The organism is Burkholderia sp. Bp9012 (assembly GCF_003853825.1).
GTDB classification, from domain to species: Bacteria; Pseudomonadota; Gammaproteobacteria; order Burkholderiales; family Burkholderiaceae; genus Burkholderia; species Burkholderia diffusa.
The window spans coordinates 97,628-112,425 of record NZ_QTQA01000021.1 but is presented as its reverse complement, the minus strand read 5'-3'; the positions used below and the strand labels follow the sequence as shown (position 1 = coordinate 112,425).

General features: G+C 61.2%; 25 protein-coding genes. 24 read left to right on the top strand and 1 reads right to left on the bottom strand.

The window, feature by feature from the left end:
- Positions 1-5: 5 nt before the first annotated feature.
- The 24 genes from rpsC to dsbD all read left to right on the top strand — a co-directional run bounded on the left by rpsC (position 6) and on the right by dsbD (position 13,459).
- Complete coding sequence (rpsC, locus tag DIE11_RS26195; protein WP_006482899.1) at positions 6-806, top strand: 30S ribosomal protein S3; 801 nt, start codon at positions 6-8, stop codon at positions 804-806.
- Between the two features lie 2 nt (positions 807-808).
- Positions 809-1,225 (top strand): 50S ribosomal protein L16, encoded by a 417-nt coding sequence (gene rplP / locus DIE11_RS26190; RefSeq protein WP_059468475.1) that lies wholly within the window; start codon positions 809-811, stop codon positions 1,223-1,225.
- 9 nt (positions 1,226-1,234) lie between these two features.
- Positions 1,235-1,429: a 50S ribosomal protein L29 gene (rpmC, locus tag DIE11_RS26185; RefSeq protein WP_006400652.1), complete on the top strand. Its 195-nt coding sequence runs from the start codon at positions 1,235-1,237 to the stop codon at positions 1,427-1,429.
- Positions 1,426-1,698, top strand: a complete 273-nt coding sequence (rpsQ, locus tag DIE11_RS26180) for a 30S ribosomal protein S17 (protein WP_006752928.1) — start codon at positions 1,426-1,428, stop codon at positions 1,696-1,698. The genes rpmC and rpsQ overlap by 4 nt, the downstream gene beginning before the upstream one ends.
- Before the next feature lie 309 nt (positions 1,699-2,007).
- Positions 2,008-2,376 (top strand): 50S ribosomal protein L14, encoded by a 369-nt coding sequence (rplN, locus tag DIE11_RS26175; RefSeq protein WP_006752929.1) that lies wholly within the window; start codon positions 2,008-2,010, stop codon positions 2,374-2,376.
- A 9-nt stretch (positions 2,377-2,385) separates the two neighbouring features.
- Entirely contained in the window at positions 2,386-2,694 is a 309-nt protein-coding gene (gene rplX, locus DIE11_RS26170) for a 50S ribosomal protein L24 (RefSeq protein WP_006477187.1), read from the top strand.
- Between the two features lie 16 nt (positions 2,695-2,710).
- Positions 2,711-3,250: a 50S ribosomal protein L5 gene (gene rplE, locus DIE11_RS26165; protein WP_006482882.1), complete on the top strand. Its 540-nt coding sequence runs from the start codon at positions 2,711-2,713 to the stop codon at positions 3,248-3,250.
- Between the two features lie 7 nt (positions 3,251-3,257).
- Positions 3,258-3,563, top strand: coding sequence for a 30S ribosomal protein S14 (gene rpsN / locus DIE11_RS26160; RefSeq protein WP_006482884.1), 306 nt, complete (start codon positions 3,258-3,260; stop codon positions 3,561-3,563).
- Between the two features lie 14 nt (positions 3,564-3,577).
- Positions 3,578-3,973 (top strand): 30S ribosomal protein S8, encoded by a 396-nt coding sequence (gene rpsH, locus DIE11_RS26155; RefSeq protein WP_006477185.1) that lies wholly within the window; start codon positions 3,578-3,580, stop codon positions 3,971-3,973.
- Between the two features lie 18 nt (positions 3,974-3,991).
- Entirely contained in the window at positions 3,992-4,522 is a 531-nt protein-coding gene (rplF, locus tag DIE11_RS26150) for a 50S ribosomal protein L6 (RefSeq protein WP_006758786.1), read from the top strand.
- Positions 4,523-4,534: 12 nt separating this feature from the next.
- Positions 4,535-4,900, top strand: coding sequence for a 50S ribosomal protein L18 (gene rplR / locus DIE11_RS26145; protein ID WP_006477183.1), 366 nt, complete (start codon positions 4,535-4,537; stop codon positions 4,898-4,900).
- 14 nt (positions 4,901-4,914) lie between these two features.
- A complete protein-coding gene (gene rpsE / locus DIE11_RS26140; protein WP_006752931.1) occupies positions 4,915-5,433 on the top strand; it encodes a 30S ribosomal protein S5 in 519 nt (172 codons plus the stop codon).
- 15 nt (positions 5,434-5,448) lie between these two features.
- The gene (rpmD, locus tag DIE11_RS26135) at positions 5,449-5,631 is read left to right on the top strand and encodes a 50S ribosomal protein L30 (protein ID WP_006400644.1); all 183 of its coding nucleotides are present in this window, start codon (positions 5,449-5,451) and stop codon (positions 5,629-5,631) included.
- A 26-nt stretch (positions 5,632-5,657) separates the two neighbouring features.
- Complete coding sequence (gene rplO / locus DIE11_RS26130) at positions 5,658-6,092, top strand: 50S ribosomal protein L15 (RefSeq protein WP_006477180.1); 435 nt, start codon at positions 5,658-5,660, stop codon at positions 6,090-6,092.
- Between the two features lie 42 nt (positions 6,093-6,134).
- Entirely contained in the window at positions 6,135-7,484 is a 1,350-nt protein-coding gene (gene secY, locus DIE11_RS26125; RefSeq protein ID WP_006400642.1) for a preprotein translocase subunit SecY, read from the top strand.
- A 9-nt stretch (positions 7,485-7,493) separates the two neighbouring features.
- On the top strand, positions 7,494-7,712 hold the full coding sequence (infA, locus tag DIE11_RS26120) for a translation initiation factor IF-1 (RefSeq protein WP_004521905.1): 219 nt from the start codon (positions 7,494-7,496) through the stop codon (positions 7,710-7,712).
- Between the two features lie 20 nt (positions 7,713-7,732).
- Entirely contained in the window at positions 7,733-7,849 is a 117-nt protein-coding gene (gene rpmJ, locus DIE11_RS26115; RefSeq protein WP_004199844.1) for a 50S ribosomal protein L36, read from the top strand.
- 38 nt (positions 7,850-7,887) lie between these two features.
- Positions 7,888-8,253: a 30S ribosomal protein S13 gene (gene rpsM / locus DIE11_RS26110; protein ID WP_039323572.1), complete on the top strand. Its 366-nt coding sequence runs from the start codon at positions 7,888-7,890 to the stop codon at positions 8,251-8,253.
- A gap of 28 nt (positions 8,254-8,281) precedes the next feature.
- On the top strand, positions 8,282-8,683 hold the full coding sequence (gene rpsK, locus DIE11_RS26105; protein ID WP_004197937.1) for a 30S ribosomal protein S11: 402 nt from the start codon (positions 8,282-8,284) through the stop codon (positions 8,681-8,683).
- A gap of 155 nt (positions 8,684-8,838) precedes the next feature.
- Positions 8,839-9,462 (top strand): 30S ribosomal protein S4, encoded by a 624-nt coding sequence (gene rpsD / locus DIE11_RS26100; protein WP_012362893.1) that lies wholly within the window; start codon positions 8,839-8,841, stop codon positions 9,460-9,462.
- A 124-nt stretch (positions 9,463-9,586) separates the two neighbouring features.
- Positions 9,587-10,564, top strand: a complete 978-nt coding sequence (locus DIE11_RS26095; RefSeq protein WP_006477176.1) for a DNA-directed RNA polymerase subunit alpha — start codon at positions 9,587-9,589, stop codon at positions 10,562-10,564.
- 136 nt (positions 10,565-10,700) lie between these two features.
- Entirely contained in the window at positions 10,701-11,096 is a 396-nt protein-coding gene (rplQ, locus tag DIE11_RS26090) for a 50S ribosomal protein L17 (RefSeq protein ID WP_006477175.1), read from the top strand.
- A gap of 208 nt (positions 11,097-11,304) precedes the next feature.
- A complete protein-coding gene (gene cutA, locus DIE11_RS26085; protein ID WP_059599777.1) occupies positions 11,305-11,631 on the top strand; it encodes a divalent-cation tolerance protein CutA in 327 nt (108 codons plus the stop codon).
- Positions 11,624-13,459, top strand: a complete 1,836-nt coding sequence (dsbD, locus tag DIE11_RS26080; RefSeq protein WP_124628080.1) for a protein-disulfide reductase DsbD — start codon at positions 11,624-11,626, stop codon at positions 13,457-13,459. Before cutA ends, dsbD begins: the two co-directional genes overlap by 8 nt.
- Before the next feature lie 116 nt (positions 13,460-13,575).
- On the opposite strand, the gene hemB is transcribed toward dsbD, so the two are convergent.
- Positions 13,576-14,574 (bottom strand): porphobilinogen synthase, encoded by a 999-nt coding sequence (gene hemB, locus DIE11_RS26075; protein ID WP_124628078.1) that lies wholly within the window; start codon positions 14,572-14,574, stop codon positions 13,576-13,578.
- Positions 14,575-14,798: the final 224 nt, after the last annotated feature.

Sequence of the window (14,798 nt, the reverse complement as noted above, 5' to 3'; positions counted from 1 at the left end):
ATACGATGGGACAGAAAATTCATCCGACTGGCTTCCGCCTGGCTGTCAGCCGCAATTGGGCTTCGCGTTGGTACGCGAACAACAACAATTTCGCGGCGATGCTGCAGGAAGACATCGGTGTTCGTGAATACCTGAAGAAGAAGCTGAAGAACGCTTCGGTCGGTCGGGTCGTCATCGAGCGTCCGGCAAAGAACGCGCGCATCACGATTTACAGCTCGCGTCCGGGCGTCGTCATCGGCAAGAAGGGCGAGGATATCGAACAGCTGAAGACGGAACTGCAACGCCGCATGGGCGTGCCGGTTCACGTCAACATCGAAGAAATCCGCAAGCCGGAAACCGATGCGCAACTGATCGCTGACTCGATCACGCAACAGCTCGAGCGCCGGATCATGTTCCGTCGCGCGATGAAGCGTGCGATGCAGAACGCGATGCGTCTGGGTGCCCAGGGCATCAAGATCATGAGCGCAGGCCGTCTGAACGGTATCGAAATCGCTCGTACGGAGTGGTATCGCGAAGGTCGCGTGCCCCTTCACACGCTGCGTGCCGATATCGACTACGCAACCTCGGAAGCGAAGACGACCTACGGGATCATCGGCGTCAAGGTTTGGGTGTACAAGGGCGACACGCTCGGCCGCAATGACGCGCCGGTGGTCGAAGAAGTAGCCGAAGACAAGCGTCCGCGTCGCAATGCGCGTCCGGGCGACCGTCGTCCGCGCCGTGACGGCGAAGGCGGCGCTCCGGGTGCTCGTCGTGGCGCACCGCGCCGTGGCGCCGGCAAGCCCGAAGACGGCAAGACTGGAGAATAACGATGCTGCAACCGAAACGCAGAAAGTATCGTAAAGAGCAGAAGGGTCGTAACACTGGCAAGGCGACGCGCGGCAACGCAGTGTCGTTCGGTGAATTCGGCCTGAAGGCGATCGGTCGCGGTCGTTTGACCGCACGTCAAATTGAAGCGGCGCGTCGTGCAATGACGCGTCACATCAAGCGTGGCGGCCGCATCTGGATCCGGATCTTCCCGGACAAGCCGATTTCGCAAAAGCCGGCAGAAGTGCGTATGGGTAACGGTAAGGGTAACCCGGAGTACTACGTCGCCGAAATCCAGCCGGGCAAGATGCTCTATGAAATGGACGGCGTAACCGAAGAACTGGCACGCGAAGCGTTCCGTCTGGCTGCAGCGAAGCTGCCGCTGAAGACGACGTTCATCGTGCGCCAGCTCGGCGCCTAAGGAGAAAACATGAAGGCTTCCGAACTTCTCCAGAAAGACCAGGCCGCGCTCAACAAGGAGCTGGCGGACCTGCTGAAGGCGCAATTCGGCCTGCGCATGCAACTCGCGACCCAGCAGCTCACGAACACGAGCCAGCTGAAGAAGGTTCGTCGCGACATCGCACGTGTGCGGACCGTCATGACTCAGAAGGCGAACCAGAAATGAACGATAGCGTGAAAACCTCGCTGAAGCGGACGCTGGTCGGTCGGGTCGTCAGCAACAAGATGGACAAGACCGTCACCGTGCTGATCGAGCACCGCGTCAAGCACCCGATCTACGGCAAGTACGTCGTGCGCTCGAAGAAGTACCACGCGCATGATGAAGCGAACACCTGCAACGAAGGCGATCTCGTCGAAATCCAGGAAACTCGTCCTGTTTCGAAGACGAAGGCCTGGACGGTGTCGCGCCTCGTCGAAGCAGCTCGCGTCATCTAAGCGGGCAGGGCAGTTGGCAGTAACAGGCACTTCGCCAAGAAGTGCTTGAAATCGCAAAGTTTTTGCTTGCGTGACCGGGATTATTTGTTATAATCCCGGTCTTCCCTCTTTATGGGAGCCCCGTCGCGGGCGAAGTTGGTGGGGGAAGCGGACTGGCGCCAGCCTGTCCGAAAGATTCACCGAATTGCGATGGCGGGTTTCGTTTGCCGTCGCTGCTGTTCCAACCCAAGCAGCCGATTGGCTGACGGGACCAAGACTGACCGAATGCATCATGGTGGTGCATCCGGATTAAGTTGGGAAAGACAAACCATGATCCAGACCGAATCTCGGCTCGAAGTAGCCGACAACACGGGTGCGCGTGAAGTCATGTGCATCAAGGTGCTCGGCGGCTCGAAGCGTCGTTATGCCGGCATTGGCGACATCATCAAGGTGACCGTCAAAGAAGCAACGCCGCGCGGGCGCGTGAAGAAAGGCGAAATCTACAACGCCGTGGTGGTCCGCACCGCCAAGGGTGTTCGCCGTCAAGACGGCTCGCTGATCAAGTTCGACGGCAACGCCGCTGTGCTTTTGAATAACAAGCTTGAGCCGATCGGCACCCGTATCTTCGGGCCGGTGACGCGTGAGCTGCGTAGCGAACGATTCATGAAGATCGTTTCGCTGGCGCCGGAAGTGCTGTAAGGAGTCGCGATGAACAAGATTCGCAAAGGTGACGAAGTTATCGTCGTCACTGGCAAAGACAAGGGCAAGCGCGGCGTCGTGCTGGCTGTCGGTGCAGAACATGTGACGGTTGAGGGTATCAACCTCGTCAAGAAGCATGTGAAGCCGAACCCGATGAAGGGTACGACGGGTGGCGTGGAAGCGAAGACGATGCCCCTGCATATTTCGAACGTCGCACTGGTCGACGCGAATGGCAAGGCGTCGCGTGTTGGCATCAAGGTCGAGGAAGGCAAGAAGGTTCGCTTCCTGAAGACGACCGGTGCCGTACTGAGCGCCTGACGCAGCGGAGTAAAAAATGGCTCGTTTTCAAGAGTTTTACAAAGAAAAGGTTGTGCCCGGCCTGATCGAGAAGTTCGGTTACAAGTCGGTCATGGAAGTGCCGCGCATCACCAAGATCACGCTGAACATGGGTCTTGGCGAAGCGATCGCTGACAAGAAGATCATCGAGAACGCCGTTGGCGACCTCACGAAGATCGCTGGTCAGAAGCCGGTCGTCACGAAGGCACGCAAGGCAATCGCAGGCTTCAAGATCCGCCAGGGCTACCCGATCGGCGCGATGGTGACGCTGCGTGGTCGTGCGATGTACGAATTCCTCGACCGTTTCGTGACCGTTGCCCTGCCCCGCGTGCGTGACTTCCGCGGTGTGTCGGGCCGTGCTTTCGATGGCCGCGGCAACTACAACATCGGTGTGAAAGAGCAGATCATTTTCCCCGAAATCGACTACGACAAGATCGACGCACTGCGTGGGCTGAACATCAGCATCACGACGACTGCGAAGACCGACGACGAAGCAAAGGCTCTGCTCGCCAGCTTCAAGTTCCCGTTCAGAAACTGAGGTTACCGTGGCTAAACTGGCACTGATCGAACGTGAAAAGAAGCGCGCCCGCCTGGTCGCGAAGTTCGCAGCAAAGCGCGAAGCGCTGAAGGCGATCGTCGAAGACCAAAGCAAGTCGGAAGAAGAGCGCTACGAAGCACGCCTTGAGCTGCAGCAACTGCCCCGCAACGCAAACCCGACCCGCCAGCGTAACCGCTGCGCGATCACGGGCCGTCCGCGTGGCACGTTCCGTAAATTCGGCCTCGCGCGTAACAAGATTCGTGAAATCGCATTCCGTGGCGAGATTCCTGGCCTGACCAAGGCGAGCTGGTAATAGGAGAAACGTAAATGAGCATGAGTGATCCTATCGCCGATATGCTGACTCGCATCCGCAACGCGCAGATGGTCGAGAAGGTATCGGTCGCGATGCCCTCGTCGAAGGTCAAGGTTGCAATCGCGCAAGTCCTGAAGGACGAAGGTTATATCGACGATTTCGCCGTCAAGGCGGAAGGTGCGAAGTCCGAACTGAATATCGCGCTGAAGTACTACGCAGGTCGCCCGGTCATCGAACGCCTTGAGCGCGTGTCGAAGCCTGGTCTGCGCGTGTACCGCGGCCGTAACGACATTCCGCAGGTCATGAATGGCCTGGGCGTGGCAATCGTGTCGACGCCGAAGGGCGTGATGACCGACCGCAAGGCGCGCGCTACCGGCGTCGGCGGCGAAGTCATCTGCTACGTCGCTTAAAGCCGAGGAGAGAGAAACATGTCTCGAGTAGGTAAGAGCCCGATCGCGCTGCAAGGCGCGGAAGTCAAGCTGGCCGACGGTGCAATCACCGTCAAGGGCCCGCTGGGCACCATCACGCAAGCGATCAATCCGCTCGTGAACGTGGCGAACAACGACGGCACGCTGAATCTGTCGCCGGTCGACGAAAGCCGCGAAGCAAATGCACTGTCGGGCACGATGCGCGCGATCATCGCGAATGCCGTGCACGGCGTGACCAAGGGTTTCGAGCGCAAGCTGACGCTGGTTGGCGTCGGTTATCGTGCGCAGGCGCAAGGCGACAAGCTGAACCTGTCGCTGGGTTTCTCGCACCCGGTGGTGCACCAGATGCCGGAAGGCGTCAAGGCTGAAACCCCGACGCAAACCGAAATCGTGATCAAGGGGATCAACAAGCAACAAGTCGGTCAAGTGGCTGCGGAAGTTCGCGGTTACCGTCCGCCGGAGCCCTACAAGGGCAAGGGCGTGCGCTATTCCGACGAGGTTGTGATCCTCAAAGAAACGAAGAAGAAGTAAGGGTGCGCAATCATGGATAAGACTCAATCTCGCCTGCGCCGCGCTCGCCAGACGCGTATCAAGATCGCTGAGCTGCAGGTCGCGCGTCTCGCCGTGCATCGCACGAACACGCACATCTACGCTCAAGTGTTCTCGCCCTGCGGCACCAAGGTGCTCGCCAGCGCGTCGACGCTCGAAGCAGAAGTGCGCGCCGAACTGGCCGACAAGTCGGGCAAGGGTGGCAACGTTAATGCTGCGACGCTGATCGGCAAGCGTATTGCCGAGAAGGCAAAGGCCGCCGGCATCGAATCCGTCGCCTTCGACCGCTCGGGCTTCCGCTACCACGGCCGCGTCAAGGCGCTGGCTGAGGCAGCTCGCGAAGCTGGGCTCAAGTTCTAAGGAAGGAATTCGTCATGGCAAAGATGCAAGCGAAAGTTCAGGCTGACGAGCGCGACGACGGCCTTCGCGAAAAGATGATTTCGGTCAACCGCGTGACCAAGGTCGTGAAGGGTGGCCGTATTCTCGGCTTCGCCGCACTGACCGTGGTTGGCGACGGCGATGGCCGTATCGGTATGGGCAAGGGCAAGGCGAAGGAAGTGCCGGTCGCTGTCCAGAAGGCAATGGAACAAGCTCGCCGCAACATGTTCAAGGTGCCGCTCAAGAACGGCACGCTGCAGCACGAAGTGCACGGCAAGCATGGCGCATCCGCTGTCCTCCTCGCTCCGGCGAAGGCAGGTACGGGCGTGATCGCCGGCGGCCCGATGCGCGCAGTGTTCGACGTGATGGGCGTTCAGAACGTCGTGGCGAAGAGCCACGGTTCGACGAACCCGTACAACCTCGTTCGCGCCACGCTGGACGGTCTGCGCAAGCAGTCGACCCCGGCAGACATCGCGGCGAAGCGCGGCAAGTCCGTCGAAGATATTTTGGGCTAAGCCCGGGTGGTCACCATGTCTGAAAAAACTGTCAAGGTTCAGCTCGTTAAGAGCCTGATCGGGACCCGCGAATCGCACCGCGCGACCGTGCGTGGCCTGGGCCTGCGCCGACTCAACTCGGTTAGCGAGCTGCAGGACACGCCGGCGGTCCGCGGCATGATCAACAAGGTCTCGTACCTCGTTAAGGTCATCGCGTAAGCGGCCCTACGGATCAAGGAGTTGATATGGAATTGAATAACCTGAAGCCGGCCGCTGGCGCCAAGCACGCCAAGCGTCGCGTCGGTCGCGGCATCGGTTCGGGCCTCGGCAAGACGGCTGGCCGTGGTCACAAGGGTCAGAAATCGCGTTCGGGCGGCTTCCACAAAGTCGGTTTCGAAGGCGGTCAGATGCCGCTGCAACGTCGTCTGCCGAAGCGCGGCTTCACCTCGCTGACGAAGGAATTCGTCGGTGAAGTGCGCCTCTCCGACCTCGAGAAGCTGCCGGTCGATGAAATCGATCTGCTCGCACTGAAGCAAGCCGGCCTGGTCGGCGAGCTGACGAAGAGCGCAAAGATCATCGCGACGGGCGAACTGAAGCGCAAGATCGTCGTGAAGGGTCTCGGTGCCACCAAGGGTGCGCGCGCTGCGATCGAAGCGGCTGGCGGTTCGTTCGCCGAGTGACACGCGTAGCGCGTCGTTACTTGCATTCATCGGAGAAGGTACTTGGCTAACAGCCCGAGTCTTGCAAAACCCGGTCGAAGCACGGCGAAATTCGGCGATCTGCGTCGGCGAGCGATGTTCCTGCTCCTGGCGCTGATCGTCTATCGCATCGGCGCGCACATCCCCGTGCCGGGCATCGATCCGGATCAACTGGCGAAGCTGTTCCAGAGCCAGGCGGGCGGCATCCTGGGCATGTTCAACATGTTCTCGGGTGGCGCGCTTTCCCGCTTCACGATCTTTGCGCTGGGGATCATGCCGTACATCTCGGCGTCGATCATCATGCAGTTGCTGGCGATCGTCTCGCCGCAGCTCGAGGCGCTGAAGAAGGAAGGGCAGGCAGGGCAACGGAAGATCACGCAGTACACGCGGTATTTCACCGTGGTGCTCGCGACCTTCCAGGCGTTCGGGATCGCGGCTGCGCTGGAAAACCAGCCAGGCCTCGTGATCGACCCCGGCATGCTGTTCCGACTGACGACGGTCGTGACGCTGGTTACCGGCACGATGTTCCTGATGTGGCTGGGTGAGCAGATCACCGAGCGTGGTCTTGGTAACGGCATCTCGATCATCATCTTCGGCGGGATCGCAGCAGGGTTCCCGAATGCCGTCGGTGGGTTGTTCGAGCTGGTGCGCACGGGTTCGATGAGCATCATTTCGGCGATCATCATCGTCGTTCTGATCGCCGCGGTGACTTACCTGGTCGTGTTCATCGAACGCGGTCAGCGCAAGATCCTCGTGAACTATGCGAAGCGCCAGGTCGGCAACAAGATCTACGGTGGCCAGTCGTCGCACTTGCCGCTGAAGCTGAACATGTCGGGCGTGATTCCGCCGATCTTCGCATCGTCGATCATCCTGTTCCCGGCCACGATTCTCGGCTGGTTCAGCACGGGTCAGCCGTCGGGAAGCTGGATCTCCAACACGTTGCATAACGTCGCGGAGGCGCTGAAGCCGGGCCAGCCGGTCTATGTGCTGCTGTACACGCTGGCGATCGTGTTTTTCTGCTTCTTCTACACCGCACTGGTGTTCAACAGCAGGGAAACCGCGGACAACCTGAAGAAGAGCGGCGCGTTTGTTCCGGGCATTCGTCCGGGCGATCAGACCGCACGATATATCGACCGTATTCTCACGCGTCTGACGCTGGCGGGTGCGATCTACATCGTCTTCGTGTGTCTGTTGCCGGAATTCCTGGTGCTGCGCTGGAACGTGCCGTTTTATTTTGGTGGAACGTCGCTGCTGATCATTGTCGTCGTCACGATGGACTTCATGGCGCAGGTGCAGTCGTACGTTATGTCGCAACAGTATGAGTCGCTGCTCAAGAAGGCAAACTTCAAGGGCGGCAACATCCCAATGCGTTAATTAAGGACTATGGCCAAAGACGATGTAATCCAGATGCAAGGTGAGGTGATCGAAAACCTCCCGAATGCGACCTTCCGTGTGAAGCTGGAAAACGGCCATGTCGTGTTGGGGCATATCTCCGGGAAGATGCGGATGCACTACATCCGCATCCTGCCAGGCGACAAGGTGACGGTTGAATTGACGCCTTACGATCTGTCTCGTGCGCGGATCGTGTTCCGGGCGAAGTGATTTGAAAAAAGGGTATTATCATGAAAGTGATGGCATCGGTTAAGCGCATTTGCCGCAATTGCAAGATCATCAAGCGCAAAGGCGTCGTTCGCGTGATCTGCAGCTCGGATCCGCGCCACAAGCAGCGCCAAGGCTGACCGCGCGTTTGTTTGCGCTTTTTGTTTGAGGAAAAACAATGGCTCGTATCGCAGGGGTTAACATCCCGAATCACCAGCATACCGAGATCGGCCTGACGGCAATCTTCGGTATCGGCCGCACGCGCTCGCGTAGCATCTGCACGGCAGCTGGCGTGGAATTCTCGAAGAAGGTCAAGGACCTGACCGACGCAGACCTCGAAAAGCTGCGTGAAGAAGTGGGCAAGTTCATCGTCGAAGGCGATCTGCGCCGTGAAGTGACGATGAACATCAAGCGCCTGATGGACCTCGGTTGCTACCGTGGTGTTCGTCATCGCAAGGGCCTGCCGATGCGCGGTCAGCGTACGCGTACGAACGCACGTACCCGCAAGGGTCCGCGTCGTGCAGCGCAAGCGCTGAAGAAGTAAGCGGAACTGACAGTTACAGGAAAACGTAATGGCTAAGGCTTCGAATACCGCGGCGCAACGCGTTCGCAAGAAGGTTAAGAAGAACGTCGCTGAAGGCGTGGTTCACGTTCACGCGTCGTTCAACAACACGATCATCACGATCACCGATCGCCAGGGCAATGCACTGGCATGGGCGACGTCGGGCGGCCAGGGCTTCAAGGGCTCGCGCAAGTCGACGCCGTTCGCTGCTCAGGTTGCTGCTGAGTCGGCCGGTCGCGTGGCGATGGAATATGGCGTGAAGAATCTGGAAGTGCGGATCAAGGGCCCGGGCCCGGGTCGTGAGTCGGCAGTGCGTGCACTGCATGGCCTCGGCATCAAGATCACCGCGATTTCGGACGTCACCCCGATTCCGCACAACGGCTGCCGTCCGCCGAAGCGCCGTCGTATCTAAGAATGTGCTGGCACGTTCGTGCTGGCACATTTGCCTGTCGCCGCGTAGCGTCGACGGGCGTTGCTTTTTTGATTGACTAAGCCCACCGTTCGCCCCAAAGGGCGCGAACTAGCGCGGATTTCGATCCGCGTGACTGATTGATAAAGGAATGCAAAGTGGCACGTTATATCGGCCCCAAGGCCAAGCTGTCCCGCCGTGAAGGCACCGACCTGTTCCTGAAGAGCGCGCGCCGCTCGCTCGCCGACAAGTGCAAGCTCGACAGCAAGCCGGGTCAGCACGGCCGTACCTCGGGCGCACGTACGTCCGACTATGGTACGCAGCTGCGTGAAAAGCAAAAGGTCAAGCGCATTTACGGCGTCCTGGAGCGTCAGTTCCGACGTTACTTCGCTGAAGCCGACCGTCGCAAGGGCAACACGGGTGAAAACCTGCTGCAGCTGCTCGAGTCGCGTCTCGACAACGTCGTGTATCGCATGGGCTTCGGCTCGACCCGCGCTGAGGCGCGTCAGCTGGTGAGCCACAAGTCGATCACCGTGAACGGCGTCGTCGCGAACGTGCCGTCGCAGCAAGTGAAGGCGGGTGACGTCGTCGCGATCCGCGAAAAGGCGAAGAAGCAGGCGCGTATCGTCGAAGCGCTGTCGCTGGCCGAGCAAGGCGGCATGCCGAGCTGGGTTGCAGTCGATGCGAAGAAGTTCGAAGGCACGTTCAAGCAAATGCCGGAACGCGCTGACATCGCAGGCGACATCAACGAAAGCCTGATCGTCGAATTGTATTCGCGTTAATCCGATTGACGGCCGAGGTACCCCGATTGCGTTATGCAAGGGGGGGCCTCGGCTGTTTATTTTCTGGTTGTTACCGGTCAGCCTTATCGGTGTAACGAGCCGAGGGTATTGAAAAGGAAAGCCCATGCAAACCAGTTTGCTGAAACCCAAGATCATCGCCGTGGAATCGCTGGGCGAGAACCACGCGAGGGTGGTCATGGAACCGTTCGAACGCGGTTACGGCCACACCTTGGGCAATGCGCTTCGCCGCGTGCTGCTGTCGTCGATGGTTGGCTACGCGCCGACCGAAGTGACGATCGCAGGCGTGGTGCACGAGTACTCGACGCTTGATGGCGTGCAAGAAGACGTCGTCAACCTGCTGCTGAACCTGAAGGGCGTGGTGTTCAAGCTGCATAACCGTGACGAAGTGACGGTTACGCTGCGCAAGGAAGGCGAAGGCGTCGTCACGGCCGGCGATATCGAGCTGGCTCACGATTGCGAAGTCATCAACCCGAATCACGTGATCGCGCATCTGTCGAAGGGCGGCAAGCTCGACGTTCAGATCAAGATCGAGAAGGGTCGCGGTTATGTGCCGGGCAACGTCCGTCGCTACGGCGAAGACACGGCCAAGATCATCGGCCGCATCGTCCTCGACGCATCGTTCTCGCCGGTTCGCCGCGTGAGCTACGCGGTCGAAAGCGCACGTGTCGAGCAGCGTACCGACCTCGACAAGCTCGTCATGAACATCGAGACGAGCGGCGTGATCACGCCGGAAGAAGCGATCCGTCAATCGGCCCGCATCCTGGTCGACCAGCTGTCCGTGTTCGCGGCGCTGGAAGGCACGGAAACGGCCGCCGAGGCACCGTCGCGCGCACCGCAGATCGATCCGATCCTGCTGCGTCCGGTGGACGATCTCGAGCTGACGGTTCGTTCGGCGAACTGCCTGAAGGCCGAGAACATCTACTACATCGGCGACCTGATCCAGCGCACGGAAAACGAGCTGCTGAAGACGCCGAACCTCGGTCGCAAGTCGCTCAACGAGATCAAGGAAGTGCTCGCTTCGCGCGGTCTCACGCTGGGCATGAAGCTCGAAAACTGGCCGCCGGCTGGTCTCGACAAGTAAGCCCGGTTGTTGCTGTAGTTGGCAAAGATGCGGATTTTCCTTTAAAATCCGCATCTTGCTTTTTTCGTTACCGGCCCGTGCACCCCAGCGGTGCGATAGAAGAGCTGGATCAAAACTTTGAATCAAGGAAACTGAAATGCGCCATCGTCATGGTCTGCGGAAACTGAACCGCACGAGCAGCCACCGTCTGGCTATGCTCCGTAACATGTCCAACTCGCTGATCGAGCACGAAGTCATCAAGACGACGCTGCCGAAGGCGAAGGAACTCCGTAAAGTCGTCGAGCCGCTGATCACGCTCGGCAAGAAGCCGTCGCTGGCAAACCGTCGCCTGGCGTTCAACCGCCTGCGCGATCGTGACTCGGTGGCGAAGCTGTTCGACGTGCTCGGTCCGCGTTTTGCGAACCGTCCGGGCGGCTACCTGCGCGTGCTGAAGTTCGGCTTCCGCGTCGGCGACAACGCACCGATGGCACTGGTCGAGCTGCTCGATCGTCCGGAAGTCGACGAAACGGAAAACGTGCAAGAAGCCGAGTAAGCTTCCAGTACGCAGCAGTATCTGAAAAGGGCCGAGCGATTGCTTGGCCCTTTTTGTTTTTTGTAGTGCCGCGGGCTGCGAAAGATTGTCGCAGCCCGCGGCCGGCAGCGTCGCGCGGGCTGCGCTACGATACGGAACTGTCGGCACGGGCCCTCGATGGGCGAATCGTGGCGGCGGAAGCCGGTAAAAACCAGCCAGGAGGGCGCGTATGGTGGTGGTGTTGATGCTCACGACGGTGCCGGATGCGGCGACGGCTGCAGCGCTCGCCGACGGCGCGCTCGATGCGCGGCTTGCCGCGTGCGTGTCGGAACTCGGTGCGATCAAGTCGCGCTACCACTGGCAGGGCAAGGTCGAGACGGCCGACGAGATCCAGTTGCTGTTCAAGACGAGCCCCATGCGCTCGCTCGAACTGGAGCGATTTATTCTCGCGCATCATCCTTACGAGACGCCAGAAGTCGTCTCGTGGCAGGCGACGGCTTCGGCCGCGTACGGCCAGTGGGTGACCAGCGAAACTCAACGTCTATTTCATGTTTAACGGTATGGCGCTTTCCGTGCGCGTGCGCGCGCTGCGGGTCCTCGCAGTCCTGTTGTCGTTCATGTTCGTGCTGGCCGGCGTGTCGGTCGCGCGCGCGGCCGACGATTTTCTCGATCCGTCGGTCGCGTTCAAGTTCAGCGCGAGCGAGTCGCCGGGGCAGGTGGACGTCCGCTTCAAGGTCGCCCATGGCTATTACCTGTACCGCGAGCGGTTCGCGTTCGCTGTGAAGGGCGGGCAGGTGACGCTCGGCGATCCGCAATTCCCGGCCGGTCACGTGAAGTTCGACCAGACGTTCCAAAAAGAAGTCGAGACCTATCGCGACGAGGTCGTGATTCACGTGCCGGTCAAGCAGGCGGCGGGACCGTTCGAACTCGCGGTGACGTCGCAGGGATGCGCCGACGAAGGGATCTGCTATCCGCCCGCGGAGCACGTCGTGAAGGTCGACGGTGCGGCGCTCGGCGCGGCCGCGCCGGCCGACGGCGCACCGGCCTCGGGCAACTGGTTCGACAAGGTCACGAGCGCGGATTTCGCGCAGTCGCTGCTCGAGGGGCACGGCTTCTTCACGATCGTCGCGCTGTATTTCGTCGCGGGCGTGGTGCTGAGTCTCCTGCCCTGTTCGTATCCGATGATTCCGATCGTGTCCGCGATCATCATCGGCCAAGGCACGCGGGCGACGCATGCGCGCGGCTTTGCGCTGTCGCTGACGTACGTGGTCGGCATGGCGCTCGTCTATACGGTGCTGGGCATCGCTGCGGCGCTGGTCGGCCAGAGCCTTGGCGCGTGGTTGCAGAACCCGTGGGTGCTCGGCGCGTTCGGCGTGCTGCTCACGGCATTCGCAGTGTCGCTGATTTCCGGCAAGGACATCGCGTTGCCCGAGCGCTGGCAGAACGGCGCGGCCGAAGCTTCGCGCGCGCGGCAGGGCGGTCACTTCGTCGCGGTCGCGGCGATGGGCGCGTTGTCGGCGCTGGTCGTCGGCGCATGCATGACGGCGCCGCTGTTCGCGGTGCTCGCGTTCATCGCGCACACCGGCAATGCGTGGCTCGGCGGTGCTGCGCTGTTCGCAATGGGACTGGGGCTCGGCGTGCCGCTGCTCGTCGTTGGCGTCGGTGCCGGCACGGTGCTGCCGCGCGCGGGCGCATGGATGGATGGCGTGAAGGTGTTCTTCGGCATCGTGCTGCTCGCGGCCGCGCTGTGGATCGTGTGGCCAGTGCTCGCGGGCGGGCTGAAGATGGTGCTCGCTGCGTTGTGGCTGCTCGTCGCGGCTGCGGCGCTCGGCCTGTTCACGCCGCATGCCGGCGCCGCGTCGATCTGGCGCCGACTCGGTCGTGGCCTCGGTGCGGCGCTCGCGATCTGGGCCGCGACGCTGCTCGTCGGGCTCGCGGCGGGCTCCAACGACCCCGTGAAGCCGCTGGCCGTACTCGCGACGCGCACGGTTGCATCGGGCGATGCGTCGGCAGCCGGGCAGGTGGGCCCCGCGTTCGCGTCGGTGCGCTCCAGCGGCGAACTCGACGCGCTGCTGAAGACGTCGGGCCGGCCCGTGATGCTCGACTTCTACGCCGACTGGTGCGTGAGCTGCAAGGAAATGGAGCATCTGACGTTCACCGATTCGCGCGTGCAGGCGCGGCTCGCGCAGCTTCACCTGGCGCGCGCGGATGTCACCGCGAACAATCCGGACGACCAGGCGCTCCTCAAGCGCTTCAACCTGTTCGGGCCGCCGGGCATCATCTTCTTCGATCGCAACGGCAACGAAATCGGCCGCGTGGTCGGCTATCAGGCGGCCGAGACGTTCCTGCGCAGCCTCGATCGCGCAGCGGTGCCGACGGTGTAAGGCGCGCGCGTCCGCCGCACATGGGCGCCCGTTGCGCCCACCGGACCGCAAATGCAGAACGGCGGGACACCGATGAAGTGTCCCGCCGTTTTTCTTGATACTCGCCGTCGTGCGGCTCAGCGCTGCGCTTTCAGCAGACGGGCAGCATCGAGCGCGAAGTACGTGAGGACACCGTCGGCGCCCGCGCGCTTGAATGCGAGCAGCGATTCGAGCACGACCTTGTCGTGGTCGAGCCAGCCATTCATCGCGGCGGCCTTCAGCATCGCGTATTCGCCGCTCACCTGGTACACGTAGGTCGGGAAGCGGAACTCGTCCTTCACGCGGCGCACGATGTCGAGATACGGCATCCCGGGCTTGACCATCACCATGTCGGCGCCTTCGTCGATGTCGAGGCGCACTTCGCGCAGCGCTTCGTCGCTGTTCGCCGGATCCATCTGGTAGGTCATCTTGTTGCCCTTGCCCAGATTGGACGCCGAGCCTACCGCATCACGGAACGGGCCGTAGAACGCCGACGCGAACTTGGCCGAATAGGCCATGATGCGCGTATGGATATGGCCGTCGCTTTCAAGCATCTCGCGGACCGCGCCGATGCGGCCGTCCATCATGTCCGACGGCGCGACGATGTCGACGCCGGCTTCTGCCTGCGCGCGTGCCTGGTCGACCAGGATCTCGATCGTGTCGTCGTTGATCACGTAGCCGTTCTCGTCGAGCACGCCGTCCTGGCCGTGGCTCGTGTACGGATCGAGCGCGACGTCGGTCAGCACGCCGAGTTCGGGGAAACGCTTCTTCAGCTCGCGCACAGCGCGCGGGATCAGGCCTTCCGGATTGGCCGCTTCGCGTCCGTCGGGCGTTTTCAGCGACGGCTCGATGGCCGGGAACAGCGACAGCACGGGCACGCCAAGTTCGACGCACTGCTCGGCGACCTGCATCAGCAGATCGACCGATACGCGCTCGACGCCGGGCATCGACGGGACGGCCTGGCGTTCGTTGGTGCCTTCGACGACGAACACCGGGTAGATCAGGTCGTCGGTGGTCAGGCGGTTTTCGCGCATCAGGCGCCGGGAGAAGTCGTCGCGGCGCATCCGGCGCGGACGATGAAGCGGATGGAAGCTCATGGCGATTTGGCAGAAATCAGGGCAAGAAGGACCTTACGGAACCCTTAGGTCATTTTCGAGATCGTTGGTATATGATAGCGATCGAGTGGCACGCGTCGCGTGCAACTCCCCGCTTCTCCTCCCTGAGCGGGTGCCTGTCGTTATTCGATTAGGCTGTTTGACCCGCCGTTCAACGGCGGGTTTTTTTATGAGCCGGCCGAATCCGCAGGTGCCGTCAGGTGCGC

Bases quoted from the DNA above. Each gene is read 5' to 3' on its own strand.
- rplO (WP_006477180.1), top strand. From the start codon at position 5,658: ATGGAATTGAATAACCTGAAGCCGGCCGCTGGCGCCAAGCACGCCAAG.
- rpsK (WP_004197937.1), top strand. From the start codon at position 8,282: ATGGCTAAGGCTTCGAATACCGCGGCGCAACGCGTTCGCAAGAAGGTT.
- rplN (WP_006752929.1), top strand. From the start codon at position 2,008: ATGATCCAGACCGAATCTCGGCTCGAAGTAGCCGACAACACGGGTGCG.
- DIE11_RS26095 (WP_006477176.1), top strand. From the start codon at position 9,587: ATGCAAACCAGTTTGCTGAAACCCAAGATCATCGCCGTGGAATCGCTG.
- rplQ (WP_006477175.1), top strand. From the start codon at position 10,701: ATGCGCCATCGTCATGGTCTGCGGAAACTGAACCGCACGAGCAGCCAC.
- rpmC (WP_006400652.1), top strand. From the start codon at position 1,235: ATGAAGGCTTCCGAACTTCTCCAGAAAGACCAGGCCGCGCTCAACAAG.
- rpsM (WP_039323572.1), top strand. From the start codon at position 7,888: ATGGCTCGTATCGCAGGGGTTAACATCCCGAATCACCAGCATACCGAG.
- rpmJ (WP_004199844.1), top strand. From the start codon at position 7,733: ATGAAAGTGATGGCATCGGTTAAGCGCATTTGCCGCAATTGCAAGATC.
- hemB (WP_124628078.1), bottom strand. From the start codon at position 14,574: ATGAGCTTCCATCCGCTTCATCGTCCGCGCCGGATGCGCCGCGACGAC.
- rplE (WP_006482882.1), top strand. From the start codon at position 2,711: ATGGCTCGTTTTCAAGAGTTTTACAAAGAAAAGGTTGTGCCCGGCCTG.
- cutA (WP_059599777.1), top strand. From the start codon at position 11,305: ATGGTGGTGGTGTTGATGCTCACGACGGTGCCGGATGCGGCGACGGCT.
- dsbD (WP_124628080.1), top strand. From the start codon at position 11,624: ATGTTTAACGGTATGGCGCTTTCCGTGCGCGTGCGCGCGCTGCGGGTC.
- rpsQ (WP_006752928.1), top strand. From the start codon at position 1,426: ATGAACGATAGCGTGAAAACCTCGCTGAAGCGGACGCTGGTCGGTCGG.
- rplX (WP_006477187.1), top strand. From the start codon at position 2,386: ATGAACAAGATTCGCAAAGGTGACGAAGTTATCGTCGTCACTGGCAAA.
- rpsE (WP_006752931.1), top strand. From the start codon at position 4,915: ATGGCAAAGATGCAAGCGAAAGTTCAGGCTGACGAGCGCGACGACGGC.
- infA (WP_004521905.1), top strand. From the start codon at position 7,494: ATGGCCAAAGACGATGTAATCCAGATGCAAGGTGAGGTGATCGAAAAC.
- rpsC (WP_006482899.1), top strand. From the start codon at position 6: ATGGGACAGAAAATTCATCCGACTGGCTTCCGCCTGGCTGTCAGCCGC.
- rplR (WP_006477183.1), top strand. From the start codon at position 4,535: ATGGATAAGACTCAATCTCGCCTGCGCCGCGCTCGCCAGACGCGTATC.
- rplF (WP_006758786.1), top strand. From the start codon at position 3,992: ATGTCTCGAGTAGGTAAGAGCCCGATCGCGCTGCAAGGCGCGGAAGTC.
- rplP (WP_059468475.1), top strand. From the start codon at position 809: ATGCTGCAACCGAAACGCAGAAAGTATCGTAAAGAGCAGAAGGGTCGT.
- rpsH (WP_006477185.1), top strand. From the start codon at position 3,578: ATGAGCATGAGTGATCCTATCGCCGATATGCTGACTCGCATCCGCAAC.
- rpmD (WP_006400644.1), top strand. From the start codon at position 5,449: ATGTCTGAAAAAACTGTCAAGGTTCAGCTCGTTAAGAGCCTGATCGGG.